At 66.0% G+C, this 24,893-nt stretch carries 18 protein-coding genes, 1 tRNA gene and 2 pseudogenes; 15 read left to right on the plus strand and 6 right to left on the minus strand.

All coding sequences use genetic code 11. The features are described from left to right. Positions 1-179: 179 nt before the first annotated feature. The 10 genes and pseudogenes from BMON_RS04880 to BMON_RS04925 all read left to right on the plus strand — a co-directional run bounded on the left by BMON_RS04880 (position 180) and on the right by BMON_RS04925 (position 11,526). Positions 180-1,004 carry a type 2 periplasmic-binding domain-containing protein gene (locus BMON_RS04880; RefSeq protein ID WP_034885310.1) on the plus strand — a complete coding sequence of 275 codons (825 nt, stop codon included), beginning with the start codon at positions 180-182 and terminating at the stop codon, positions 1,002-1,004. 80 nt (positions 1,005-1,084) lie between these two features. Next, entirely contained in the window at positions 1,085-4,036 is a 2,952-nt protein-coding gene (leuS, locus tag BMON_RS04885; protein ID WP_420307631.1) for a leucine--tRNA ligase, read from the plus strand. Between the two features lie 434 nt (positions 4,037-4,470). Beyond that, the gene (locus BMON_RS04890) at positions 4,471-5,046 is read left to right on the plus strand and encodes a ComEA family DNA-binding protein (RefSeq protein ID WP_051917907.1); all 576 of its coding nucleotides are present in this window, start codon (positions 4,471-4,473) and stop codon (positions 5,044-5,046) included. Further along, on the plus strand, positions 5,043-6,932 hold the full coding sequence (locus tag BMON_RS04895) for a ComEC/Rec2 family competence protein (RefSeq protein WP_081882902.1): 1,890 nt from the start codon (positions 5,043-5,045) through the stop codon (positions 6,930-6,932). The genes BMON_RS04890 and BMON_RS04895 overlap by 4 nt, the downstream gene beginning before the upstream one ends. 34 nt (positions 6,933-6,966) lie before the next feature. Further along, positions 6,967-7,942 (plus strand): annotated as a pseudogene (gene holA, locus BMON_RS04900) (DNA polymerase III subunit delta). A gap of 174 nt (positions 7,943-8,116) precedes the next feature. Beyond that, positions 8,117-8,683, plus strand: a complete 567-nt coding sequence (gene tsaE, locus BMON_RS04905; RefSeq protein WP_033512249.1) for a tRNA (adenosine(37)-N6)-threonylcarbamoyltransferase complex ATPase subunit type 1 TsaE — start codon at positions 8,117-8,119, stop codon at positions 8,681-8,683. A gap of 66 nt (positions 8,684-8,749) precedes the next feature. Continuing rightward, positions 8,750-9,718, plus strand: a complete 969-nt coding sequence (tsaB, locus tag BMON_RS04910) for a tRNA (adenosine(37)-N6)-threonylcarbamoyltransferase complex dimerization subunit type 1 TsaB (protein ID WP_081882903.1) — start codon at positions 8,750-8,752, stop codon at positions 9,716-9,718. After that, on the plus strand, positions 9,715-10,290 hold the full coding sequence (rimI, locus tag BMON_RS04915; protein ID WP_081882904.1) for a ribosomal protein S18-alanine N-acetyltransferase: 576 nt from the start codon (positions 9,715-9,717) through the stop codon (positions 10,288-10,290). The genes tsaB and rimI overlap by 4 nt, the downstream gene beginning before the upstream one ends. After that, entirely contained in the window at positions 10,283-11,326 is a 1,044-nt protein-coding gene (tsaD, locus tag BMON_RS04920) for a tRNA (adenosine(37)-N6)-threonylcarbamoyltransferase complex transferase subunit TsaD (protein ID WP_033512062.1), read from the plus strand. The genes rimI and tsaD overlap by 8 nt, the downstream gene beginning before the upstream one ends. A 127-nt stretch (positions 11,327-11,453) precedes the next feature. Continuing rightward, positions 11,454-11,526 (plus strand) — tRNA-Asn (locus BMON_RS04925). Positions 11,527-11,644: 118 nt separating this feature from the next. On the opposite strand, the gene BMON_RS04930 is transcribed toward BMON_RS04925, so the two are convergent. Genes BMON_RS04930 through BMON_RS04940 form a run of 3 tightly spaced genes read right to left on the minus strand, consistent with a single transcriptional unit; the run spans position 11,645 to position 14,276 of the window. After that, entirely contained in the window at positions 11,645-12,493 is an 849-nt protein-coding gene (locus tag BMON_RS04930) for a metal ABC transporter permease (protein ID WP_033512064.1), read from the minus strand. After that, on the minus strand, positions 12,490-13,284 hold the full coding sequence (locus BMON_RS04935) for a metal ABC transporter ATP-binding protein (RefSeq protein ID WP_237745339.1): 795 nt from the start codon (positions 13,282-13,284) through the stop codon (positions 12,490-12,492). Before BMON_RS04935 ends, BMON_RS04930 begins: the two co-directional genes overlap by 4 nt. 5 nt (positions 13,285-13,289) lie before the next feature. Continuing rightward, entirely contained in the window at positions 13,290-14,276 is a 987-nt protein-coding gene (locus BMON_RS04940) for a metal ABC transporter substrate-binding protein (protein ID WP_237745340.1), read from the minus strand. Between the two features lie 309 nt (positions 14,277-14,585). Between BMON_RS04940 and BMON_RS04945 the strand changes: the two genes are divergently transcribed. After that, a complete protein-coding gene (locus BMON_RS04945; RefSeq protein ID WP_051917909.1) occupies positions 14,586-15,401 on the plus strand; it encodes an HAD-IIA family hydrolase in 816 nt (271 codons plus the stop codon). Between the two features lie 97 nt (positions 15,402-15,498). Beyond that, complete coding sequence (locus tag BMON_RS04950; protein ID WP_152595730.1) at positions 15,499-15,978, plus strand: hypothetical protein; 480 nt, start codon at positions 15,499-15,501, stop codon at positions 15,976-15,978. Between the two features lie 19 nt (positions 15,979-15,997). Here the strand turns inward: BMON_RS04950 and BMON_RS04955 are convergent, their stop codons facing one another. Continuing rightward, on the minus strand, positions 15,998-17,485 hold the full coding sequence (locus BMON_RS04955) for an amino acid permease (protein WP_051917910.1): 1,488 nt from the start codon (positions 17,483-17,485) through the stop codon (positions 15,998-16,000). 267 nt (positions 17,486-17,752) lie between these two features. Between BMON_RS04955 and BMON_RS04960 the strand changes: the two genes are divergently transcribed. The 3 genes from BMON_RS04960 (at position 17,753) to BMON_RS04970 (ending at position 21,546) form a co-directional block, all read left to right on the plus strand. Continuing rightward, the gene (locus BMON_RS04960) at positions 17,753-18,706 is read left to right on the plus strand and encodes an alpha/beta fold hydrolase (RefSeq protein ID WP_161786310.1); all 954 of its coding nucleotides are present in this window, start codon (positions 17,753-17,755) and stop codon (positions 18,704-18,706) included. A 146-nt stretch (positions 18,707-18,852) separates the two neighbouring features. After that, positions 18,853-19,629 (plus strand): M23 family metallopeptidase, encoded by a 777-nt coding sequence (locus BMON_RS04965; protein ID WP_237745341.1) that lies wholly within the window; start codon positions 18,853-18,855, stop codon positions 19,627-19,629. An 87-nt stretch (positions 19,630-19,716) separates the two neighbouring features. Then, positions 19,717-21,546: an AMP-dependent synthetase/ligase gene (locus BMON_RS04970; protein WP_033512071.1), complete on the plus strand. Its 1,830-nt coding sequence runs from the start codon at positions 19,717-19,719 to the stop codon at positions 21,544-21,546. 59 nt (positions 21,547-21,605) lie between these two features. On the opposite strand, the gene BMON_RS04975 is transcribed toward BMON_RS04970, so the two are convergent. Further along, complete coding sequence (locus BMON_RS04975; RefSeq protein ID WP_034885315.1) at positions 21,606-23,210, minus strand: substrate-binding domain-containing protein; 1,605 nt, start codon at positions 23,208-23,210, stop codon at positions 21,606-21,608. Positions 23,211-23,502: 292 nt separating this feature from the next. Beyond that, positions 23,503-24,711: pseudogene (locus BMON_RS04980) on the minus strand (NADP-dependent isocitrate dehydrogenase); the annotation flags it as partial. Positions 24,712-24,893 lie beyond the last annotated feature (182 nt).

Consider the following 24,893-nt stretch of genomic DNA (forward strand, 5'->3'; position numbering starts at 1 on the left):
ATGGGTGGCGCTGATGTGCCGCTGAATTGATGGGGGTCGGCAGGGTTCGTGCCGGCCCCCATCAGTGTTATCGGGCCGGACCCCGTTGACACGTCGGATGGGGTTCACGGTYGCTTGCGGCCTGCGGCGCCACGCCGGCCTATGTCGGAGCTCCCGACGGCCCGACCATCGCCATCGGTGTGGCCGTGGACGAACCCGGGGTCGGCTGGTGGCATGACGGCCGCTTTTCCGGTTTCGACGTCACCGTCGCCCGATACGTCGCCGACGCTTTGGGGTATGCGGACAAGCAGATCGTCTTCACCCCCGTCACCCCCCAGACCGCCTCGGGTCTGCTGGGCCAGGGTCGTGCCGATTTGCTGGTCTCGGCCCTGCCCGTCGGCGAATCCGGTCGTTTCGTAGACGCCCGTGATGCGGGCAACGGCACAGGCAATGATGCGGGGGACGAGGCCGGGAATCGATCCGGGTCGGTATCGGCGTCGACGGCGGGCCCCGGGTCTGATGTCCCGGAGGACGTGCGGGACGGCGCCGAGGATGCAGGGTCCTATCTGGTGGCCCCGCAGCAGTTGCTCGTGCACCGCGACGATGTAAGGACGATGGCTTCGATGGGGTCCCTGGCCGGTAAGGTCGTCTGCACCGTGCTGGGTAGTGGAGGTGCGGCTGCCCTGACCAAGGCCCTGCCGGGCGTGGTGGTGCGTCCCAGGCCCTCATATCCGCAATGCCTCACCGCCCTCATGGTGGGCGAGGCGGACGCGGTGAGTGCCGATGGCGCCGTTCTGGCCGGTTTGGCTCGCGGTTATGGCGGCGACTACCTCGGTATCGTGCGCCGGCCGTTGGCCAGCGTCGCCCATGGCGTCCGGGTCAAGGCGGGCAATGCCCGTCTGGCCCGCAAAGTCAACGAGGCACTGCGTGCCATGCGACGTGACGGCAGTTGGGCGCGCGCCGTGCGAACGCTCGAGGAGGAGACCGGGTACCGTGTCGAGGCCGGTCTCAACGGCGTGGGCTGAATAGGGCGACGACTGCATGACGACGGTGGTGTCCAGCGACGCCGCGATAATCCTTGACTATGAGCAGCAACGAGACACCCATGACGCAACGCGCGTCGGAACCCGAAGGACCGCGATTCCGCTACAACGCCGCGCTCGCGCAGACCATCGAACAGCACTGGCAGAAGACCTGGGACGAGCAGGGCACGTTCTGGGCGGCGAACGTGTCGGGACATCTGACCGACGCGGATGGCCGTCATGCCGACGGCAGGCCGTCGTTCTTCGCCATGGACATGTTCCCCTATCCCTCCGGCAAGGGACTGCATGTGGGCCATCCGTTGGGATATCTGGCGACCGATGTGGTGAGCCGATACCACCGGATGAAGGGCGAGAACGTTCTGCACGCCATGGGCTACGACGCCTTCGGACTGCCGGCCGAGCAGTACGCCGTGCAGACGGGCCAGCATCCGAGGGTGACCACCGAGGCGAACATCGCCAACATGCGGCGTCAGCTGCATCGCATGGGGTTGAGCTTCGACGACCGGCGCAGCTTCGCCACCATCGATCCCGGGTATGTGCGCTGGACGCAGTGGATCTTCTCCCGTATCTACGATTCCTGGTATGACCCTGACTTCGTGCGTTCCGACGGCGGACGCGGGTCGGCCCGGCCCATCGACACGCTCGTGGAGCAGTTCCGCTCCGGGGCCCGGTCCATCCCCGGTCATGCCGATGAACGATGGGAAGATCTGGACGCCGCGGCGCAGGCCGACGCGCTCAATGCGTACCGTCTGGCCTACATCTCCAAGTCCCCGGTCAACTGGTGCCCGGGTCTGGGCACGGTGCTCGCCAACGAGGAGGTCACCGCCGAGGGGCGTTCGGAGCGGGGCAACTTCCCGGTCTTCCAGCGCGAGCTGCGGCAGTGGTCCATGCGCATCACCGCCTATGGGCTCCGGCTCATCGCCGACCTCGACACGATCGACTGGCCTGAGAAGGTCAAGCTCATGCAGCGCAACTGGATCGGCGAGTCCCACGGCGCCTCCATCCACTTCGCCGTGCCCACCGCGGCCGGCGCGCGCGACCTCGAGGTCTACACCACTAGGCCTGACACCCTGTTCGGCACCACGTTCGCCGTGGTATCACCGGAGCATGGCCTGCTCTCCTCCGTACCGGACCGCTGGCCCGATGGCGTGCCCGCATCGTGGACCGGCGGGTATGCCAGCCCCATCGAGGCCGTGCGCGCCTACCGTGCGCAGGCCGAGGCCAAGACCGCGAAGGATCGGGTCGACGAGGCCGGCGAGAAGACCGGTCTGTTCACGGGCCTGTACGCCGTGAATCCGGTCACCGGTGCGCGGTTGCCCCTGTTCACGGCCGATTACGTGCTCATGGACTACGGCACCGGCGCCATCATGGCCGTGCCGGGCGGCGATCAGCGCGACTACGAGTTCGCCACGAAGTACGGATTGCCGGTCATCTACACCGTGCGTCCTGTGGATGGTGACGAGCATGGGCTCGAGGATTACATCGGCTCGGCGCCGTATGTGTCCCACGACGGCATCGTGATCAACTCGAGCGTCGACGCCACGTCCGCCACGGGTGACGCCCTCGATCTCGACGGTCTGCGCGTGGACGAAGCCATCGCCGCGATGACGCAATGGCTCGAGAAGGCCGGCGTAGGCAAGGGTAGCGTGAGCTACCGGCTGCGTGACTGGCTCTTCTCCCGACAGCGCTACTGGGGTGAGCCGTTCCCCATCGTCTACGACGAGGATGGCGTCGCCCACCTGCTGCCCGACAACCAATTGCCGGTCGACTTGCCCGACGTGCCCGACTACAGCCCCAAGACGTTCGATCCGGAGGACGCCGAATCCAACCCGGAGGCCCCGCTGGGCCGCAACGAGGACTGGGCGACGGTGACCCTCGACCTGGGCGACGGGCCGAAGACCTATCATCGCGAGACGAACACCATGCCCAACTGGGCCGGATCGTGCTGGTACTATCTGCGTTACCTCGACCCCGACAACACCACCAGCATGGTGGAACGCGACGAGTTCGACTATTGGATGGGTCCGCGCCACAACACGACCGCGGGCAAGTCCGGCGGTGTCGACCTCTATGTCGGCGGGGTGGAGCACGCGGTGCTCCATCTGCTCTACGCCCGCTTCTGGCACAAGGTGCTGTACGATCTGGGCTTCGTGGATTCTCCCGAACCCTTCCACAAACTGTTCAACCAAGGCATGATTCAGGCCTACGCCTACACCGACGACCGGGGCCAGTACGTGCCGGCGTCCGAGGTGCAGGAGGGCGATCCCGATGAGCATGGCGAGCCGACCTTCACGTGGAACGGCAAGCCCGCGCATCGCGAGTTCGGCAAGATGGGCAAGAGCCTGAAGAACATCATCACGCCCGATGACATGTACCGCGACTACGGCGCGGACACCTTCCGGCTCTACGAGATGAGCATGGGCCCGCTGGACGAGTCGCGGCCGTGGAACACGCGCAACGTCGTGGGCGGCATGCGGTTCCTGCAGCGTCTGTGGCGCAACGTGGTCGATGAGACGACGGGGGAGACCCACGTCGTCGAGCACGATCTCGACGAGCGCACCCTCAAGCTGCTCAACAACACCATCGTGGCGGTCACCGAGGAGATGGAGCATATGCGGCCGAACACGGCCATCGCCAAGCTCATCGTGCTCAACAACCACCTCACCTCGCTCACCCCCGTGCCCCGTGCCGCCATCGAGCCCCTCATCCTCATGCTGTCGCCGATCGCCCCGCATGTCTGCGAGGAGTTGTGGCACCGTCTCGGGCACGAAAGCAGCCTGGCGCGCGAACCGTGGCCGAAGGCCGACGCCCGGTACGTGGGACAGGACAGCGTCACCGCGGTCATCCAGGTCAAGGGCAAGGTCCGGGCCAAGCTCGAGGTCAGCCCGGATATCGATCCCGACGAGCTCAAGGCCATGGCCCTCAAGGCCGTCGCCCCACGATTGGGCGGCAAGGAGCCGCGCAAGGTCATCGTCAAGGCGCCGAAGATCGTCTCGATCGTTCCCGCCGTGTGATGCGCCGGACGCCGGGTCGGTGACACGCCGGTTGCAGGCGTCCGACCACCGTGGCCGTGCGTGATCGATGGACGCCCATATTCGCAGGCATACTGCGGGTATGGGCGTCTTTGATATGGGCAGGCGAGCGTGGGCCGCACCGCGTGCGACGGTTCCGCGCGCGGTCATGGCGCGTCGCCTGGAGAGCTGCACCGACATCGAAGGAGAGGCCCTCCCATCGCAGTCGGTTGCGGCTACCGCTGCTGCTTCGCCTGCTGCTTCGCCTGCGGCTTCCGCACAGTCCTCGTTGCCATCTCCGGGCGCGTCCCGGCCACTGCTTGCGTCCCTGCCGTCGGCACAGTCGCCGTCGCCGGAACCCGTACCGTCATCAGTGCCGGCATCGTTGCCCTCGCTCAGCGGGGTGCGTTCGGGGGGACGGTGGCGGCGGTGAGGAGTTGCTGCGCAGGCGGGGCGCGGCCGAGGCGGGGCCGCGCACCCGGTTCACCTCGTTGCATGCGGTCATCGTGATACTGCTGCTGGCATGCGCCTTATGCGCGAGCCTGACCATGCTGGTCCGGCAGTCGATGAACTACCATGCCGTGCACGGCCAGGGCGTCGGCTCGGGCCAGCGCGCGACGGAACCCCGGCGGACGGGGGAAGGCGCGGGGTCGAAGGCTTCTGCGGATTCCGCCGGCACAGGGGCGCATGCCGGTACGGGGGCGGGTGCCGATGCTCCGGCCGGAGAAACGGCGCAACCGTCCGCAACCCCCAACCCCGATCCTTCCACGACTGCAGCCCCGGCGGCCGGATCCCCTGCGACGGCGGCTCCCGGCAATGGGGCGCTGGACCTCAACGCGGCGAGCGCGCAGGATCTCGAAGCCATCGCGCATATCGGTCCGGTCACGGCCCAACGCATACTGGACCACCGACGATCCATCGGCAGGTTCTCGAGCGTCGACCAGCTGCTCGACGTGAAGGGGATAGGCGCCAAGACCCTTGAGAAGATCCGACCGCATCTGAGGGTGTCATGACGGGGCCGCCGGTCGAATCGCCTGCGACGTCCGCGGGTCGCCAACCTGTGTGGTCGGCGGAAGGCTCGGGGTGGCGTGACCGGCGCATGGTGCCGGTGGCCATCGTGGTATGGGTGTCGTGCCTGTCGACGCACGCCCTGTTCGAGGCGGTCATGGACCACTATGCGCGTCCGGGACCCTCGCATGACGCCGAGGTGCGTCCGCCGTGGGTGCCGATCGCCCCCGTCGTGACCAGCGCGACGGGTGTGTTGGGAGTGTTGGGTGTACTGGGAGCGCTGGGCGTGGTGAGCTTCATGGGGGTCTCTTCGGCTCGTCGCCGGCTTCGCGGCGCGGCGAATGCGGATGGCGTCCGACACCCGAGTCGATCGGTGCGTCACCCCCGGCCACGATCGTGGCGCCCGTTGTGGTGCGGCACGGTCATGACCGCCCTCGGTGTCCTTGGTACGGCGGCCCTCATCGGTGGACTGGCCACGTTGGGCGCCGATGTCGTTCGGTGGCATGATCCCGCCGCCGCTGCCGCCCGTCAGGGAGCAGTTACCGTGGTCGTGACGGTTCGGGTCAGAAGTCCCGCGGTGGCGTCCATGCGGCGTACGTCCGATTGCCAGGCGGAGGTGGTGGTGCGGGCGATGGATGTGCGGGGCGTGGTGCGGTCCAGCGGCGCGACGGCGCTGCTCTTCGCCACGGGATCGGATTGCGGGGTGCTTCGTCGGGGCTCCGGCATCGAGGCGCGCGGGACACTGGAGCGTGCAAGGTTCGGTCGCCAGCCCCTTTGGTTCACCGTCATCGGCGGCGGCATCGGCCTGCGCGAGGGGCCGACGTGGCTGGATTCGGCGAACAATCGGATGCATGACGCGTTCTTCGCCGTCACGGGCCGGTTGTCGGACCAAGGGCGGGTCCTGGTGCCCGGCCTGACCATGGGACTGCTCGGCCAGGATCATGTCGGCGATGGAACCGGCGGCGACGCGTCACGCGGGGAGGCGCCTCCGGTCGACGCCACGTACGCACGGTTGCTGGAGGAGCGGTTCCGCCGCTCGGGCATCATGCATCTCATGGCGGTCTCCGGCGGTCATTTCAGTGTGCTGGGCGTGCTGGTGCGCCGCACAGGATCCACGCTGCACCTGCCACGGAACGTGGTCGCGCCGTTGCAGATCATCGCGTATCTGTTGCTGGCAGGGGCCATGTACCCCTCGGATTCGTTGCTCAGGGCCGTGGTCATGGGGGCCCTGGTCTCATGGGCGTGGCTGATGGGGCGGCCCGCTCAGGCCGTCAGCGCATTGTCCTGGACCGTCGTGGCCGTGCTGATCCTTGATCCGGGGATGTCGAGAAGCCTGGGGTTCGCCCTGTCCTGCTCGGCGGTGCTGGGCATCGCCCTGTACGCGCGTCCCATGGCACGGATGCTGGGTGCCCGCATGCCGGGGGCGCTCGCCGAGGTCCTCTCGATGACGGTGTGCGCGCAGGCGTTCACCCTGCCCATCCAGCTGCTCATGGAGCCTGAGATCCCGCTCCTGTCGGTTCCGGCGAACCTGCTGGTCGCGCCGTTCGTCGACATCGCCACGCTCGCAGGACTGCTCGGCATGGTCCTTGCGCCGTGCGCCCCTGCGCTCGCCTACCCGCCGATCTGGGTGTCGAGCGTCATGACCGCCGTCATGGAACGGTGCGCCGTATGGCTCTCGGACGGTTCCATGGCCACGATGCCCTGGGCGGAGGGCGTCCGGGGCGCCCTGGCCATGGCCGTCATAGAGATCGCGGTGGTCATCGTCCTGGTGCTGTGGCGAAGGCGTCTTCGTCGCAGGGATGCGGCGGGTCACGGACGATGGGCGCCGCACGGCTGGCAGGCCCTGAGGCGTTGGCTGGGGGAGACCCGGTCCATGCTCGACGGGACGTGAGTGGTTGTCCACCGATGCAGCGACATTGAATGGTATGACAACCGCTGCTGGGGCCCATGCGCCGATGACGATCGTGATGGGGGGGAGACCCGTATCTCAACGGGCAGGCGACCCGTGACCTTCGCGCTGCAGCGCTTCGCGCGCATCCCGATGCCGAGGTCATCGAGCTGGATGCCACGGATACCGACCGCTACGGGTTCGAGGAGGCCGTCGGCCCGTCCCTGCTCAGCGACCATGCCGTCGTCGTGCTCGACGCCCTGCAGAACGCCGATGAGGCGTTGGGTGACGCCCTCGTGCGGTTCTGCAAGGAATCCGCCCACGGCGACGGGTACGCCACCGTCGTGGCGCGGCATGAGGGCGGCGTCAAAGGCAAACGCCTGCTTGGTCTCCTGGTGGCCGCCGGGGCACGCAAGGAGCAGGTCCCGGATCTCAAACGCGATGATGCGAAGATCAACTTCGTCATGCAGCAATTCGAGCGCCAACAGCGCTCCGTCTCCCCTCAGGCCGCACAGGAGCTGGTGGCGGTGTTGGGCGGCAGGACCGGCGAATTGGCGGCGATGTGCGGGCAACTGTGCTTCGACTTCGACGAGAACCCCATCGACATCGATCGTGTGGACCAGTATCTCACCGCCAACCCGCAGGTCACCGGCTTCGCGGTCGCCGACAAGGCTTTGGCGGGTCGCTCCGCGGAAGCCATCGTCGCCATGCGTTCGGCCATCGAACAGGGCGTCGACCCCATCGCCATGATCGGCGCACTGGCCATGAAGCTCCGGGCCATCGCCAAAGCCTCCGCCGTCCGGGCCGGCACCATCAGCCGCGCCGAGGCGAAGACCAACCCCTGGGTGCTCAACAACGCCATGAGACAGCTGGGCGGGTGGGATTCCCCCGGACTGGGGCGATGCATCGACATGCTCGCCTGGGCGGACGAGCAGTGCAAGACGAACGGCGGCGATCCCGACTACGCGTTGGAGCGCTGCATCGAGCTCATCGGCGGCAAGGGCCGGTGGTGAATGAGCATGGAGGATGCGATGTCGGATAGGACGATGGATACCACGGCTGATACGGAGACGGGACGAAGCGTGCGGGAAGCCGACAAGGAGGTCTCCCGCACTGCGGTATCTCCCGAGACGGATGCTCCGCGCGTCGGGCGATCGGACGACGCGCACGCTTGCCGTGAGGTGACCATGCACGTGCCCACGGCCGACGCCATGCGATCCTTGGGAGAACGCATCGCGGGCGTGGTGCGTGGCGGTGATGTGATCCTCCTGTCCGGTCCGCTGGGGGCGGGCAAGACGACGTTCGCCCAAGGGTTCGGCGCCGGGCTGGGCATCGACGCGCCCATCGTCTCACCGACGTTCACCATAGCCAGGGAACTCGACGGCAGGTTCCACGACGGGACGCCCGCGCACCTGGTGCATGTGGACGCCTATCGCCTGGGCGGCCAGGGATACGAGCCGGGGCAGGACAGCGTAGGCCGCCTCCTCGATGAACTCGAAGCCCTGGGACTCGACGAGGAACTCGAGGATCCCCACGACGACACCGTCGTCCTCATGGAATGGGGCGAGCAGATGGTCGCGGCGCTCGCGGCCGACCGCCTGCAGATCCACATCGCGAGACCCCTGGCGCCATCCGACGGCCTGAGCGAGGTCACGGAGTCCTCGGGAGATGCGCTGAGCGACGCGGGGGAGCGTCTCGTCACGCTCGTGCCCGTGGGGCCATCCTGGAGCGAGCGCCCCATGGCCGGCCTGTAAACCGGGCCGCCGATCCCGTTCGCCGGGAGGTTGTACAGTGGCGTGGTTGCCGATAGAGGAGAACGAATGACGAATACCCTGGTGATCGATACCTCATACGGCTCCACCGTCGGTGTCGTCGGGCATGACCCGATCGTGGAGACGAATTCGAGGACCCACGTCGAACGGCTTCAGGTCGACATCGCGAAGGTCGTGGCTGACGCCGGTCTCGCCCCAGGCGACCTCGATCGCATCGTCGTGGGTGTGGGTCCCGGGCCGTACACCGGTCTGCGCGCGGGTATCGTGGCGGCCAAGGCCATATCCCTCGCCACCGGCGCGGCGTTGGTCGGCACCGACATCCTCACGCCGCAGGCGCGTATGGCCGATGCCGTCCGCGGTCTTGCCGGCGCCCTCGCTGCCGAAGACGGGGCGTCCACGAGTGCACATCCGGCCCCCGAGCCGGATACCGCCGCGTTCCGCGCCCTTACTTCCTCGGGCGACGGGGAATCGACCGTGCACCTCACCCTGGCGGTCAACGACGCCCGGCGACGCCAGCTGTATTTCGCGCTGTTCATGAACGATGACCTGCGTGCGGCGATCGCGTCGCACGCCGAACGTGGTGGCGAGGTCGGCGAGTTCTCCTCGGATGGACCGCTCATCGGCATGGACATCGATTACCCCGACCATCTCGTGGGCCGCGTGCAGGCCGCGATCGCCACGTTGCCCGAGGGCCTGCGCACCCGTGTCGTCGTCGACATCATCGGGCATGGCGCCGAACGGTATGCGTCGCTCTGGCGTGATCTGGGACGGCCCGGTGCCGTCGTCGACTCCTCGGTGCTTGATATGGGCGCATGGGGGCTGGCGTTGTTCGCGGACTCCGCCGGCGAGACCGGAACGTCGCACGCGGTCGAACCGTTGTACCTGCGTCGCCCGGACGTCTCCGTGCCCAATCCGCTCAAACATGTCCTGAAGGATGGTCCGCGCCGCGGGGATGATCGGCGGCCCGCGGATCAGGGGAGCCGCGGCGGGCGTCGCGGGAACGGATCGGCATCGTGATCGTCGACCTCAACGACCGTGACCGCGACGAGGTGGTGTCCCGGCTGGCCGCGCTCGAGCGGGGGCTCTTCGGTGCCGGCGCATGGAGCGAGGCCATGGTCCGGGAGGAGCTTGAGGCGCCCGACCGTACGTACGTGCTCGACGTCCCCGATGGGTCCGATGCTCACGTGGGTTCTCAGGGCTGCGACATATCACAAGGTCCGGGCGGACCGACCGGTGACATCCGCGGATACGCCGGATTCTGGTACGGCGGCGACGACGCGGAGATCATGACCATCGGTGTGGCGCCGGAACACCAGCGCCGGGGCATCGCGGCGGCGTTGCTCCGCTCCCTCATCGAGCGCGCGACGGACCGTGGGGCGCGGCGCATGCTGCTCGAGGTCAGGGTCGACAACGATCCGGCCCTGGCGCTCTACCGGCGATTCGGTTTCGCCCGGATGGGGCTGCGGCGCCGATACTACCAACCCGAGAACGTCGACGCCTACACGATGAGCCTCGACCTGCACCGTGCGATGACCACGATGACCACGATGACAAATGACGAAGTGACGAAGGAGAACGACGATGAGTGAACCGGTGGTGCTGGGCATCGAATCGACCTGTGACGAGACGGCGGCCGCCGTGGTGCGCGGCCGCGAGCTCGTCTCGAACGTCGTGGCCTCGTCCATGGATCAGCATGCCCGATACGGCGGTGTGATCCCCGAGATCGCTTCGCGCGCCCACGCGGAGGCTTTCGCCCCCGTTGTGTCCAAGGCCTTGGCCGACGCCTCCATGACCCTGGGCGACATCGATGCGATCGCCGTGTCCGCGGGCCCCGGTCTGGCCGGCTGCCTGGCCGTCGGCGTCTCCGGGGCCAAGGCGCTCGCCTGGGCCGCGGGTAAACCGTTGTACGGCATCAACCATGTGATCGGCCATATCGCCGTCACCCAATTGCAGTTCGGCGCGTTCCCCGAGGACACCCTGGCGCTCATCGTCTCCGGCGGCCACACCTCGCTGCTGCATGTGCGCGACGTGACGCGCGACATCGACGTGGTCGGCACGACCCTCGACGACGCCGCGGGGGAGTGCTTCGACAAGGTGGCGCGCCTGCTGGGCTTCCCCTATCCGGGCGGTCCGCACATCGACAGGCATGGCCAACTCGGCGATCCCCATGCCATCCGAGTCCCCCAGGGGCTGACCCAGGGCAGGGCCGGCAAGCAGCATCCGTACGATTTCAGCTTCTCCGGCGTCAAAACCGCGGTGGCCCGATGGATCGAGGAGCAACGCGCCGCCGGACGCGACATCCCCGTCGACGACATCTGCGCCTCGCTGGCCGATTCCGTGGCCACCGTGCTGGCGAGGAAGGCCATCGCCGGATGCGAGCAGTACGGTTCCCGCACCCTGATCGTCGGCGGTGGCTTCTCCGCCAATTCCCAGCTGCGTGCGAAACTGCTCGAGGTGGGTGAGGCGCACGGCGTGATCGTGCGCATACCGAAGATCGCGTTGTGCACCGATAACGGCGCCATGGTCGCCATGCTGGGCGTCAACCTGGTCGAGGCCGGCATCACGCCCTCGGACCCCGCTTTCCCCATCAATTCCTCGATGCCGCTCGACGTCGTGAGCGTGTGACTGTGGTCGGCGGGGCGTGCGGCCGGACCCCCGCAACGACACGCCATCCGGTCGGCTAGTTGCATCCTTGTGGTTTGCGTGTACTATATTCATCTTGTGCACGGCTTGCGTCGTGTGCATGAGACATTCCCGCATAGCTCAGTTGGCAGAGCGTTCGACTGTTAATCGAAATGTCGCTGGTTCAAGCCCAGCTGCGGGAGCTTGATGACCGCCGGTTAGCCGGCGGTTTTTTCGTATCCGGACGGATATGCGGATGGTCATCGGCGCCGGCTCGGTGCGGCGTTCACCGGGGTCGTCTGTGCCGTTGGGTCGCCTGTGTCATCGGCGCCGCCGGTATCGCGCGATGAGCCCCTGCGGCGCGAAGCAGTAGGCGAGCGCGAAGAACAGCGCCTGGGCCAGCACGATCGTGCCACCGGTGGAGGTGTCGAGCGCATAGCTCACGAAGACGCCGAGCACGGTTGCCGCCATGGTGATCAGCGGTGAGATCCAGAGCATATGCCATATCCAGCTGGTGAAGAGCCGGGCGCTGACCCCGGGAATGATGAGCATGGAGACCACCAGGGTGATGCCCACCGCCTGCAGTGCCGCGACGACGGTGATGGCGAGCAGCGTGAGGAGCAGGGCTCCGATGACCTGCGGTGAGATTCCGACGCTCCTGGCGTGCATGGGGTCGAAGGCGAAGACCGTCAGGTCGCGCCGCTTGAGATAGGCGATGACGACGGTCACGGCGCTCAGGATGGCCACCTGGATGAGGTCCTGGTCGGTGACGCCCAGGAGGTTGCCGAACAGGATGTGGTTGAGGTCGGTCTGGCTGGGTGTGACGGATATGAGGACCACGCCCAGCGCGAGCATCGGCGTGAAGACCGTGCCGATGATCGCATCCTCCTTGAGGAGGGTGGATTTGCTGCGCAGCAGGCTGATGAGCCAGACGGTGATGAGCGCGAAGACGAGGGCGCCCACGGCGAACGGCAGGCCCAGGATGTAGGAGAGCACGACGCCCGGCAGCACGGCATGGGAGAGCGCGTCGCCGATGAGCGACCAGCCGATGAGCACCAGCCAGCAGCTGAGCAGCCCGCAGGTCACGGCGGTGATGAGTCCGGTGACCATCGCCCGGCGCATGAAGTCGTAATCCATGGCGGTGGTGAGCAGGGTGAGGATGTCGTTCATCGCGTCAGCTCCTGGGGTGCGGCGTCGTCGGTGTCCTCGAGACCGAAAGCGCGCGACAGGCTGTACGGTTCGAGCACCTCGTCGATGGGGCCATGGGCGATGACCGTGTGGTTGATGAGGATCGCCTCGTCGCATAGATTGGGCAGGGCATGCAGGTCGTGGCTGGCCACGAGCACGGTCGCGCCGCGCGACGCCAGGTCCCTGAGCACGCCCACGATCGTGTATTCGGAACGCTTGTCCACGCCGGCGAAGGGCTCGTCGAGCAGAAGGATGCGGGCCTGCTGGGCGAGCCCGCGCGCCAGGAAGACGCGTTTGCGCTGCCCTCCCGACAGGCTGCCGATCTGACGGTGCGCGAAGTCGTCAAGATCCACCCGTGCTATGGCGGCACGCACCGCCTCGCGGTCCTGACGTCGTGGGGTGCGCAGCCAGTTCTGCACCCCGTATCGACCCATCATGACGACGTCCTCGACCAGCAGCGGGAAGGACCAGTCGATGTCCTCCTGTTGGGGCACGTAGCTGATCATGCCGCTCCTGCGTGCCTGCCTGCCCGTCATGCCGGAGAACCGGATGGTGCCGGAGTCGGGCGTGATCACGCCCATGAGGGCCTTGAACAGCGTCGACTTGCCGGCTCCGTTCATGCCCACCAGGCCGCACAGGTGCCCGGGCTCCACGTTCAGGCACACGTCGTGCAAGGCGCTGACGCCCTCGTAGGAGGCGTTCAGATCCTGCACGGTGATGCCGGTCGGGTCGTGGCCCGTCTCGGCCGCATGGTTCCTTCGCATCGTCCACATGCGCGTCACCGTCCCCGTGTCAGGCCGTCGATGATCGCCGTGGCGTCGTGTCGCAGCAGGTCGAGGTACGTGGGCACCGGTCCGTGCTTCGCGGAGAGCGAATCGACGTAGAGCAGATGGTCCTCGTCCTGGCGGAAGGCGGCGCCGGTCTCCTGGGCGACCTGGCGCATGGCCTTGCCGTTCACCGTCGATTCGCAGAACACCGTGGGCACGCGTTGGCGCCTCACCGTGTCGACGACCTTGGCGATCTGCTGCGGCGTCCCCTCGCTTTCGGCGTTGACCGGCCAGATGTACGCCTCGTGCAACCCCTCGTCACGGGCCAGATAGGAGAAGGCGCCCTCGCAGCTGACCAGCGTGCGTTGCGCTTCGGGCAACGTGCCCAGGCTGTCATTGAGCGAGTCTGACACCGCCTGGATCCGGCGTTGGTATGCGGCGCCGTTGCGGGTGTAGTCGTCGGCGTGCGCCGGGTCGAGGGCGCGGAAGGCCGTGACGATCGCATCGACGTACAGCCGTCCGTTCTTCGGCGACATCCAGGCGTGGGGGTTGGGCTTGCCGGCGTACTCACCTTCGCTGATGCTGATGGGCGTGACGTCGGCGCTCAGGGTGACGCGGGGCGCCTTGGCGTTGGCGACGAACCGTTCGAACCACCGTTCCAGCCCCAGACCATTGTCCAGAATCAGATCGGCCTTCGAGGCCCGGACGATATCACTGGCCGTCGGCTCGTAATCGTGGATCTCCGCGCCGGGTTTGGCGATGGAGACGACGTTGAGGTGGTTTCCGGCGACGTTCCTGGCCATGTCCGCCGTGATGGTGAAGGTCGTGAGGACCGTCGGCTTGCCGTTGTCGGCCGTTGCGGCGTGCGGCGACGTTCCGCAACCGGCCGTCACCAGGAGGGCGGCCGCGACCAGGGCGCACCACAGGATTCGCAGAGGCACGAGCATCGGCGGCAACCATGCGCTGCGCCGCGACGTGGGGGTGTGGTCGGTCGTCATGAACGTCCTTTCGGTCCTATTCGGATGATGCCGTGATCCGCGCCTCGGACGCCGACCCAAGGCGATATGGCGACCACGCCATCCGCCCTGCCCACCGCCCCATGCCAACGCTGTCGCCGGGGCCGTGGAAACGCTTCGGATCGGCGGTCGTCCCGTCATCATACCGAAAAGTTCGAGGCGTCGAAGTTTCCTGATTCCAGCGTAATGCATGGATGTCCGCCGCGCCAGCATGGACTACGCGCGGAGGCATATCACGTGTGCCGAAGACGCCGATACGATATCCTGTTGAGTATGGAATCACAAGGACATATGGACTATATTCAGGCATGGCTGACCGATATGGACGGCGTGCTCGTTCATGAGAACGAGGCGTTGCCGGGGGCGGTCGAATTCATCGAGGCATTGAAGCGCGCCGATATGCCGTTCCTCGTCCTGACGAACAACCCCATCTATTCCCGTCGCGATCTGAGCTGGCGTCTGCACGCGAGCGGCATTGAGATACCTGAGGACCACATCTGGACCAGCGCCTTGGCGACCGCCGATTTCGTGAGCCGACAGATTCCGCACGGCAAGGCGTTCGTGATCGGCGAGGCCGGGCTGACGACCGCCCTGCATGAGGTCGGGTACGTGCTCACCGACCGCGATCCTGACTACGTCATCATCGGCGAGACCCGGAATTATTCATTCGAGCAGCTCACCACGGCCCTGCGTCTCATCCAACGCGGCGCACGCTTCATCTGCACGAACCCCGACTACACCGGACCGTCCTCGCATGGCGACCTGCTCGCCGCCGGAGCCGTGGCGGAGATGATCCGGAAGGCCTCCGGATTCGAACCGTACTTCATCGGCAAACCGAACGCCATGTTCTTCCGCACGGCGTTGAACAAGCTGGGCACCCACAGCGAGACGACGGCGATGGTCGGCGACCGCATGGACACGGATGTGCGTGCCGGGCTCGAGGCCGGCGTCGAGACCTTCCTCGTGCTCACGGGCATCTCCAGCAGGGAATCCGTGGACACCTTCCCCTACCGCCCCTCGCATATCGTCAACGGCATCAAGGACCTCATCCATCTCGTACCCCAGGCCCATGGGAAACAGGGCAAGAGTGCGGGCGGCAAGGCGTAGGGCACTCGCATCGGCACGCGCGCACCGATGACGATCAGGCCGATGACGATTACGCCGAGCGGTGGTTCCGAACACACCATGAGGTAAGGGGGGCGCCATGAACCGGAGGATACGGCATGATGCGCGGGGGATGCGTGGACCGTTGGCCGGGCATGGCGTCGCGGTGCTCTGCCTCGCGATCATGATCGCCGCCTACGTCCTGCTCGGCGCGCTGTGGATGTGGCGTGTTTCGCGGGACCCTCACGACAAGGCATTGGTGGGATATCTGTATGTGGTGTGGCCCGTGCTGTCCCTGGTGCTCAGCATCGTCGTCGGCGCCGTGCGGGGCGAGAACTGGATGTTCCCAATAGCCAACATGCTGCTGGCCATCATGGTCATTTGGTTCGTGGTGAACGGGGGATACGCGGTGGCGTCGGCCGGTGAGTTCCTCGCCCGGTTGACTCGGGGGGACTGGGATTGGGGCTGGTATCTCATGCCCGGCTACGCGCTTGCCTCCTTCGGTGGCTTCGGCCTCGGACGACTGATACGTCGGGCGCGGGCGCGCCGGGTCCCGACGTCCCACACCCGACGGCCCTGAAAGAGGATTGTTCGGACGCCTAGTGCGATGCCGATTGCGAACCATCGATCTCATGGTGATCGCGGTGCGTGTCGTCGGCACGGTTCTTGTCGGCGAGCCGCAGTTTGGAATGCGAGGCGGCGTAGGAGAAGTACACGACCATGCCCAAGGCGAACCAGACGACGAAGCGCACCCAGGTCTCCCAGTTCAGGCCGGCGATGAGCACGAGGCAGAAGACGATGCTCACCAGCGGGGTGAACGGCACGCCAGGCGCACGGAAGCCGCGGTGGGCCTCCGGATGTTTCCACCGCATCCAGATGATGCCTGCGGAGACGATGATGAACGCGGAGAGCGTGCCGATGTTGACCAGTTCGAACAGGACGTTGATGTTGACCAGTCCGCCGGCGATCGCGGTGAGCAGACCGAAGAACCAGGTGCCTTGGAACGGGGTGCGGTAGCGTGGATGCACCGTGCCGAAGAAACGCGGGATCATGCCGTCGCGGCTCATGGCGTAGCAGATGCGTGACTGGCCGTACAGCTGCACGAGCATGACGGTCGTCATGCCGAGCAACGCCCCGATGTTGACGATGAAGGCGAGCCAGCCCATGCCGGTCTTGAGGATCACGCCGGCGACCGGCGCGTTGATGAACTTCGCGAACTCGGGGTAGCGCACCACACCGGTCATGATCAGCGTCATGATGATGTACAGCACGGTGGAGATGCCCAACGAGATGAGGATGCCGCGCGGCAGCGTCTTGTTGGGGTTGATGGTCTCCTCGGCACTCGAGGACACGGCGTCGAAGCCGATGAAGGAGAAGAAGACGATGGACGCTGCGGGAATGATGCCCATCGGCGTCGTGCTGCCGGACCTGAACGAATACCAGCCATAGGGGGAGAAGGGCTTCCAGTTGTCCGGCTGCACGAAACGCACCACGCAGACGATGAACAGGATGATGACGGCGAGTTTGATGAGCACCATGACGTCGTTGGTGCGTTTGGTCTGGTTGATGCCGATCGACAGGACCCAGGTGATGGCCAGGACGATGAGGAAGCCAGGCAGGTTGAAGTAGGTCGTCACCCCCGGCGTCGTGCCGTAGGCCGCGGTGAGCTGCACGGGGATGTGCAGGCCCAGGCCGTCGAGCAGATTAACGAAATACCCCGACCATCCGGCGGATACCGTCGCCGCCTGCAAGGCGTATTCCAGGACCAGATCCCATCCGATCATGAAGGCCACGATCTCACCGAAGGCGATGTAGGCGTAGGTGTAGGCCGAACCCGACACCGGCACCATGGAGGCGAACTCGGCGTAACACAGGCCCGCGAACCCGCAGCATACGGCCGCCAACAGGAAGGACACCGACAAGGCCGGTCCCGCCGTGAGCGCGCCCTTGCCGGTGAGCACGAAGATGCCCGTGCCGATGATCGCGCCGATGCCCAGCAACGTCAGGTCGAAGGTGCGCATCGTACGGCGCAGCGGCGTGGCCTCGGCGATCACCTCGTCCACTTGTTTCCTCTCGAAAAATCGCACGACAACCCCTATCTGTCTAGTGTGCACGATCCGATGTCCCACGCATGCCACCGAGGCTCGAACGCGACGGCGTCATGGGTGCGGACACACACATGGTAACGATACGGGGACGATCGGTCGCCCGGGCTTCCGAATCGTGGTGCCCACGCCGTTCTCGGCGGTGGGGCGCGGGCTTCGTCAGGTCGTCGTGACCCGCCCGGGGAACGACGCGACGTAACGATCCGGCTTGCCATCGCGGCGCAATCCGATGGTTGTAGGATGTGCGGTGTGACGGAAACGCAACGATGGAACATCGAACTCGGTGGTGTTCGGCAGCGCATCACGCTTGAGGATGCGGGCGACGGGGTCCCCGTCATGGTCATGTTCCATGGCGGACCGTGGTCGCCGTTCATCTACGGCATGGCCTACGCCGGGTATTATCCCGAGCTCGCCCGCCATGCGAGCCTGCTGTGGTGGGATCAATACGGATGCGGCAGGAACTACGAGCGCGACATTCCCAGCGACCTGCGCATCGGGGATTTCGCCGACATGGCGGTGGATCTGGTCAGGGCCATCCATCGCAGATACCCGCACCGGCCCATCGTGCTCAACGGCTTCTCCTTCGGCACCTACCTCACCATGGAGGTGGCGCGGCGCCTGCCCCGAATGGTCGACGCCGTCATCAACGTCGCCCCCATCATGAACATGCGCGACACATTGACGAACTTCGATCACGTCCTGAGCGACCGCGTTTCCGCGGCGGAAACACGGCGGTTGAGCCGCCTGCGCGGCCAGGATCGCTACGACCCGTATCTCAGTCGGCTCGAGACCCTGATCTCCCGGCACACCCGTGCCTTCTCCTCGCGCCCGGCGGTGTGCAACGGCATGGTGCTGCGCTGGCTGGCACGCTGGGTGACCTCCGCGGATTATCGGTTGCGCGACCTGTGGGGCGCCGCCATGGGTTCGCTGCCTTACGGCCGTGGTGAGCGATACGCCGCATTGTGGGATTCCATGGGGGATATCGATCTGTGGCCGGCCGCATCCGGCGCCACGATGCCCGTCCTGTATCTGCAGGGGGAGTACGACCGGTATGTGCTGCCCTCCGAACTGCGTGACCTGGCCGAACGACGAGACAACGTGCGCTACGCGCGGATAGCGGGTGTCGGGCACATCCCCGACGCACGGGCGTGGAGGGACATCGAATCGCGCATGATCCGCGTCCTCGATCGCTGCCGATCGTAGGATCGTGGGCAAGCGGTCGTGTTGCCCGGGTGTCGCGGGCACCCGGCCTTCGACCACACGACCCAGGTCGGCGGGCGCTCGCCGACGTCATCGACGATGATGGTGCCCGTACCCGGGTATCCGATGACGATCGAAGGAGGCGCGCCATGGCCGGATCCGCACGACGCCGACGATGGTGGCTGCTGCTCGAACGGCATCGCCGAAGATTGCGCGAGGTCGGTGTCAGGGTGTTCGGCGCCGCCATGGTCGTCGGACCGATGTTCCTGATGGCGATGGCCGCACCGTCCGGGGGATCTGCACTGGCGCGGAGCGTCGAATATGCGCTGTCATCCGCCCCATCATCCGGATGCGCCGTTCGCGCGGGCAATGATCCGGGGGCGCGGTACGGGGGAGTGCGCATTCCCGCTGCAGATCGTGTCCCCGTGGTGTCCGCGGATCATCCGTCCCTGACGGCGGCACGGCACCGCGCCCTTCGTGTGGCCGCGGGGAGGGATGGGGCGTCGTCGGCATCATGCTCCGCGAGATTCGTCTGGCCACTGGCCGACCCCCGGGTGATCAGTGGGTTCGATCCGCCCGAACGGCCATGGTTGGCGGGCCACCGTGGTGTGGATCTCGCCGCCGAGTCGGGTGACGAGCTCGTTGCACCCGCCGACGGCGTCGTGTCGTTCACGGGCAAGGTGGGAGGCAAGGATGTCGTCAGTATTCGTCATGGATTCCTGACCTCCACGTTCGAGCCCGCCGTGAGTGGGCTCGATCATGGGGCGGTCCTGCGCCAGGGCGAGCGCTTCGCCCTCGTCGATGGCGTTTCCGACCACTGCGGTGAGACCTGCGTGCACTGGGGGGTGAAACGGGCCGACGGTGGGTACGTCGATCCCGCCGCCCAGACGCGTCATCGCCGCCTGTTCCTCAAACGCGCACCATGACCGCGAGGTATCCGCGCATCCCCTGTTTTCCGCCACCTGCAGGTAGCATGGGTGTGACGTATGGTGCCTGAGTGCAGGGAGAGAGTCATGAAGCAGGAATTCACACAGCCGTTGACCACACCGATCGACAGTGACCGGAACGTGTTCTCCATCCTCGAGGAGCGCGTCCAGCGTGCCCCCGACGATCCACTGATCCAGTACCAGGGTGAGGGCGGGCACTGGCGCACCTTCAGCGCTCGCCAGTTCGAGGATCTCGTCATCGGCCTGGCCAAGGGCCTCATCGCCCGGGGCGTCATGCCCGGCGATGCGGTGGCCATCATCGCCCACACCTCATGGCAGTGGACGGCGCTGGACCTTGCCATCATGTCGATCGGAGCTCTGACGGTGCCGGTCTACGAGACGAACTCACCGGCCCAGGTGAAGATGATCTTCAACGATTCCCGCGTCGCCATGGCGTTCGCCGAGGATGACGCGCAGCGCGACAAGGTCGAGATGGTCCGTCAGGACTGCGCACAACTCTCCGATGTCTATGTGATGCAGCAGGGTGCGATCGACACGATCACCGCGTTCGGCAGCCAGGTGGGCGACGAGGAGTTCTACGAGCGTGAACGGGCCGTCAAGGGCGACGACCTCGCCACCATCGTGTACACCTCCGGTTCCACGGGCACCCCCAAGGGCATCGAGCTCAGTCACGGCAATTTCGTGTTCATCACTTATTCGGGCGTGCAGTCCATGCCCGATATCGCACTCAAGCCGAACCGCCGGTTGCTGCTGTTCCTGCCGCTCGCCCACGTCTTCGCCCGGTACATGCAGTTCTTCAGCTTCGCCGGCAACGTCACCCTGGGCCTATCGTCGAGCTTCAAGACCATCCTCGCCGATTTCGCCGCATTCAAACCCACGTTCATCCTCGGCGTGCCGCGCGTCTTCGAGAAGATATACAACGCCGCATCGCAGAAGGCGGGCACCGGGCTGAAAGGCCGGGTGTTCTCCCAGGCGGTCCAGGTGGCACGGGCGTGGTCGATGGCCCAGCAATCCGGACATGGCATCCCCGTGATCCTGGCCGTGAGGCATGCCTTCTACCGTCGTTTCGTCTATTCGACCATCATGGGCATCTTCGGCGGATCGGTGGAATACGCGGTCTCGGGAGGCGCGCCGCTCGATGCGTCCATCGCCCACTTCTTCAACGGTGTGGGTCTGCCGCTGCTCGAGGGGTACGGCATGACCGAGATGTGTGCGCCGTGTTGCGTCAATCCGACCGAGGGGTATCGGATCGGCACCATCGGCATACCGCTGCAAGGCGTCTCCGTCGGAGTCGACGACACGGGTGAGCTGTGCATCAAAAGCCGTGCGATCTGCATGGGATACCACAATCATCCCGAGATCACCGCGCAGCAGATCCATGAGGGCTGGTTGCACACCGGGGATCTCGGCTCCGTCGACGAGGACGGCTTCGTCACCCTTACCGGCCGCAAGAAGGACCTCATCATCACCGCAGGCGGCAAGAACGTCTCTCCGGCCGAGGTCGAGTCCTCCGTGATGACCTCGCCGGTGGTCGGTCAGTGCGTGTTGGTCGGCGATCGCAAGCCGTTCATCGCCGCGATCATCTCGCTTGATCTGGCGGAGACCAACGCCTGGTTGCGTTCCGAAGGGGCCGCGCAGGTCCCCGATCTGGAACAGGCGGCAAGGAATCCGATTGTCCGGGCTGAGGTCGAACGCGCCGTGAACAAGGCCAACGAACTGGTCTCACGCGCCGAATCCGTCCGCAAATTCGAAATCGTGCCCGAGGAGTTCACCGAGGCCAATGGCATGCTCACCCCGAGCCGCAAGGCCAAGCGGCAGGTCATCACGGAGCATTACCGTAATCTCATCGATTCGGTGATCTATGCCCCGCGCAAGCCGCGCACCATGCGTCGATGATGCGCTGATCCGACGTCGGAGCCTCGGGGGCCGCGTGGGTGCCGACGTCGAGGGTCGCCCTACAGGCCGGCATCGGCCATGGAGATGTAACCGGTGTCTATCAGTTCCCGTTTGAGATTGGCGGCACTGACGGCCACCGGCGTTTGCGTGATGGTCCTGGTCCGCACGCCGTCTATCGACATCGTGGACGACGGTGCGAACGACGCCGCGCTGTTGCCCGCGTTCATCCACGTACAGGCGCCTGCGATGTCATTGGCCAGTGCCGTGCGCGGTTCCGTGCCCGTCATCCACTGTTTCCCGTTGACGATCTGCGGCAGACTGTCCGTGTACGCCCCGTATCCGGTCACGATCGGCCACCGCGAGTTGACCTTTTCCTCGGAGGCGTCGTTCCCTGAGCCCGCATCGGTGGACTGTCGGGGCGGCTTGGGGACCGAGGAGCGGTTGAGGTCCCTCTTGCCGACCAGGTTGTTGACGATCCCGGACACGGAGATCGAGGGGTTCACGTCGGCCGAGCTTCCCGTGTATTTCAGTGCTTCAAGCTCCTTGACGACCCCCGAGGCCACGAAATCGTTCATGGCGATGATGCCGTCGACCCGAGTGTGCGTTCCCGACCTGGAGGACATCGACAGTCGGTGGTCAACCTCGTCGGTGATCGCGTCGGATTCCTGAGCGGAGAACGTGAAGCGACGCCAGTCCCCTTGTGAGGTGGAGCGTTCGAGTTTGCCCGAAGGGCTCGTCACCCGGCCCGACTTCACATAGGGGGCCAGCACGCTCCACAGGCCGGAGAACGATTCCTGCGCGAATCTGTCGGAGCTTCCCTCGGCATCGTCGTCGTCGGACGCGTAAGGCAGCAGGATTTCGATCTCTTTGGGGTTGCGGGAGGTGACCTTGTCCAGGTCGAGCTTCGTCACCATCTGCCGGGCCTGCATGGCGCCGATCTGGCGTGCGGTCGACATCTGGACGAAGATGTCGGGCGTGAAGCCCTGGATCGGATTGGCGAGCACCATGATGTGCATCCCCGATTCGCGTGCCAGGTTGAGCGCGGAGACCAGCCTGCGCCCGGCCTGGGCCTGGCTGAGTCGGGCCTGCCGCGACTGTTGCGTCGTGTCGGTGTCGGCGCTGTTGTCCGAAGGGGATGCGTCGTCAGTGTCGGCGGTGGACCAGGTCAGCGGGTGGCTCGTGTAGTCGCCGTATTGCCGGGTCGTCGCCTGCACGGGTACCACGGGGGCGACGACCAGAGTCGTCGGCTGTGCCGTTGAGCTCTGCGATGACGTCGATGACCGCCCGGATCCGGACGGGGAATCCGGAGCATGGGTTGGGGAGGAGGTGTCTGCTGATGGGGATTGGTGTGTGCCCGCGTCACCCGACACGGCACCGACCACGAAGTCCTGGATGTCGTGGCTCTGGGTGTCCAGACTCGAGGAGGTCGTCGTGCTGATGGCGTTGCTGCGCATGCCCTCGTGCTCGAGTGCGGTGGTGATGGCCGGCACCATTTTGGCCCATTTCGACAGCGGGGTGTGCTGCGATATGGTCAGTCCGTCGGAGGGCACGAAGATCGCGACGGTACCGGAGCCGGCACCGTCATGGGCGTTGCCGGATGCCGAAGGGGAGGGGGCGTTCCCGGAGCACGCCGATGCGCCGGTCGACAACGTGATGGCGAGCAACGCCCCATGATGCCTTGGGCCAGGTGTGTGCGTAGAACTGCCATGACATTCGTCCTTAGGATCGGTATCGATGTTGCTGCATAACGATTGTAGTGGACGCCCCTCATGAGGCCACGCTCCGCCCCGATGCGGAGCGGCGAAGCGGATGTCGCGACCCTGCCATTGCCGTCCCACGCCACTGAATGGGGTGGGACGGATCAAGTCCGGATGAATCACATCGGGACAAATCGGGCCGGTGCGCAACCCGTGGATGCCGACCGGCCCGATGGATGGTGCGTTCAGCCTGATCGTGCAGCGCTCGTGCCAGATGGTCGGCGAGCGCGTCCATGAAGCCCTCCGTGTCGAGCCACGGCGTCTTCGGTCCCACCAGTGCGGCGAGATCCTTGGTCATGCTGCCGCCTTCCACCGTGGTGATGATCGTGCGCTCCAGGGTGTCGGCGAACCCGGCGACCTGGGGTGTGCCATCGAGTTTCGCGCGGTGCTTGAGCCCGCCCGTCCAGGCGAAGATGGAGGCGATGGGGTTGGTCGAAGTGGTCTCGCCGGCCTGCCAGCGCCGGTAATGCCTGGTGACGGTGCCGTGTGCGGCTTCGGCCTCGACGGTCTGCCCGTCGGGGGTCATGAGCACGGAGGTCATGAGGCCGAGGGATCCGAAGCCCTGCGCGACGCTGTCGGACTGCACGTCGCCGTCATAGTTCTTGCAGGCCCACAGGTAGCCGCCATGCCATTTGAGTGAGCTGGCCACCATGTCGTCGATGAGGCGGTGCTGATAGGTCAGGCCCTCCTGCTCGTAGCGCGCGCGGTATTCGGTCTCGAAGACCTCGGCGAAGATGTCCTTGAATTCGCCGTCGTAGGCCTTGAGAATCGTGTTCTTGGTCGAGAGATACACCGGGTAGTGCCGCATCAGACCGTAGTTGAAGCAAGCGCGGGCGAATCCACGGATGGATTCGGCCAGGTTGTACTGCACCTGCGCCACGCCCTCGCCCGGGTAGTCGAATACCGTGCGTTCGACGGGCGCCGAGCCGTCATCGGGGGTGAAGGTCACGGTGAGCCGGCCCGGGCGGTCGACCGTGAAGTCGGTCGCCTTGTACTGGTCGCCGTAGGCGTGGCGGGCGATGATGATCGGTTTGGTCCATCCCGGCACCAGACGGGGAACGTTGGAGATGACGATGGGCTCGCGGAAGATCGTGCCGCCCAGAATGTTGCGGATCGTGCCGTTGGGCGATTTCCACATCCTTTTGAGTCCGAACTCCTTCACCCGGGCCTCGTCGGGCGTGATGGTGGCGCATTTGACGCCGACGTGCTCGCGTTTGATCGCATTGGCGGCGTCGATGGTGACCTGGTCGTCCGTGGCGTCGCGGTGTTCGATGCCCAGATCGTAGTAGTCGAGGTCGATGTCGAGATACGGTGTGATCAGCCGATCCTTGATGTCCTTCCAGATGACTCGGGTCATTTCGTCGCCGTCCAATTCGACGACCTTGCCTTCGACCTTGATCTTGGACATCATCGGGTGCTCCTTCGTGATCGTGTCGCCTGGGGTCGGGATGCGACCCGCACGCATACGGGTGGGTGTGTGCGATGCGCCGCCGTGGCGTCGCGTCGCCGGCGTCGGGACCGTGGTCCGATGATCGCCGGATGTCTTCCAGTATCGCACTGCAATGTGAACCCCATCGTCGTATCGTCGGC

Origin of the sequence: Bifidobacterium mongoliense DSM 21395, from assembly GCF_000741285.1 — a bacterium.
Lineage (GTDB): Bacteria > Actinomycetota > Actinomycetes > Actinomycetales > Bifidobacteriaceae > Bifidobacterium > Bifidobacterium mongoliense.

Excerpts from the sequence above, each read along its gene's own strand:
- leuS (WP_420307631.1), top strand. The coding sequence starts at position 1,085 with ATGACGCAACGCGCGTCGGAACCCGAAGGACCGCGATTCCGCTACAAC.
- BMON_RS04895 (WP_081882902.1), top strand. The coding sequence starts at position 5,043 with ATGACGGGGCCGCCGGTCGAATCGCCTGCGACGTCCGCGGGTCGCCAA.
- tsaE (WP_033512249.1), top strand. The coding sequence starts at position 8,117 with ATGCACGTGCCCACGGCCGACGCCATGCGATCCTTGGGAGAACGCATC.
- tsaB (WP_081882903.1), top strand. The coding sequence starts at position 8,750 with ATGACGAATACCCTGGTGATCGATACCTCATACGGCTCCACCGTCGGT.
- tsaD (WP_033512062.1), top strand. The coding sequence starts at position 10,283 with ATGAGTGAACCGGTGGTGCTGGGCATCGAATCGACCTGTGACGAGACG.
- BMON_RS04930 (WP_033512064.1), bottom strand. The coding sequence starts at position 12,493 with ATGAACGACATCCTCACCCTGCTCACCACCGCCATGGATTACGACTTC.
- BMON_RS04935 (WP_237745339.1), bottom strand. The coding sequence starts at position 13,284 with ATGTGGACGATGCGAAGGAACCATGCGGCCGAGACGGGCCACGACCCG.
- BMON_RS04940 (WP_237745340.1), bottom strand. The coding sequence starts at position 14,276 with ATGACGACCGACCACACCCCCACGTCGCGGCGCAGCGCATGGTTGCCG.
- BMON_RS04945 (WP_051917909.1), top strand. The coding sequence starts at position 14,586 with ATGGACTATATTCAGGCATGGCTGACCGATATGGACGGCGTGCTCGTT.
- BMON_RS04950 (WP_152595730.1), top strand. The coding sequence starts at position 15,499 with ATGAACCGGAGGATACGGCATGATGCGCGGGGGATGCGTGGACCGTTG.
- BMON_RS04965 (WP_237745341.1), top strand. The coding sequence starts at position 18,853 with ATGGCCGGATCCGCACGACGCCGACGATGGTGGCTGCTGCTCGAACGG.
- BMON_RS04970 (WP_033512071.1), top strand. The coding sequence starts at position 19,717 with ATGAAGCAGGAATTCACACAGCCGTTGACCACACCGATCGACAGTGAC.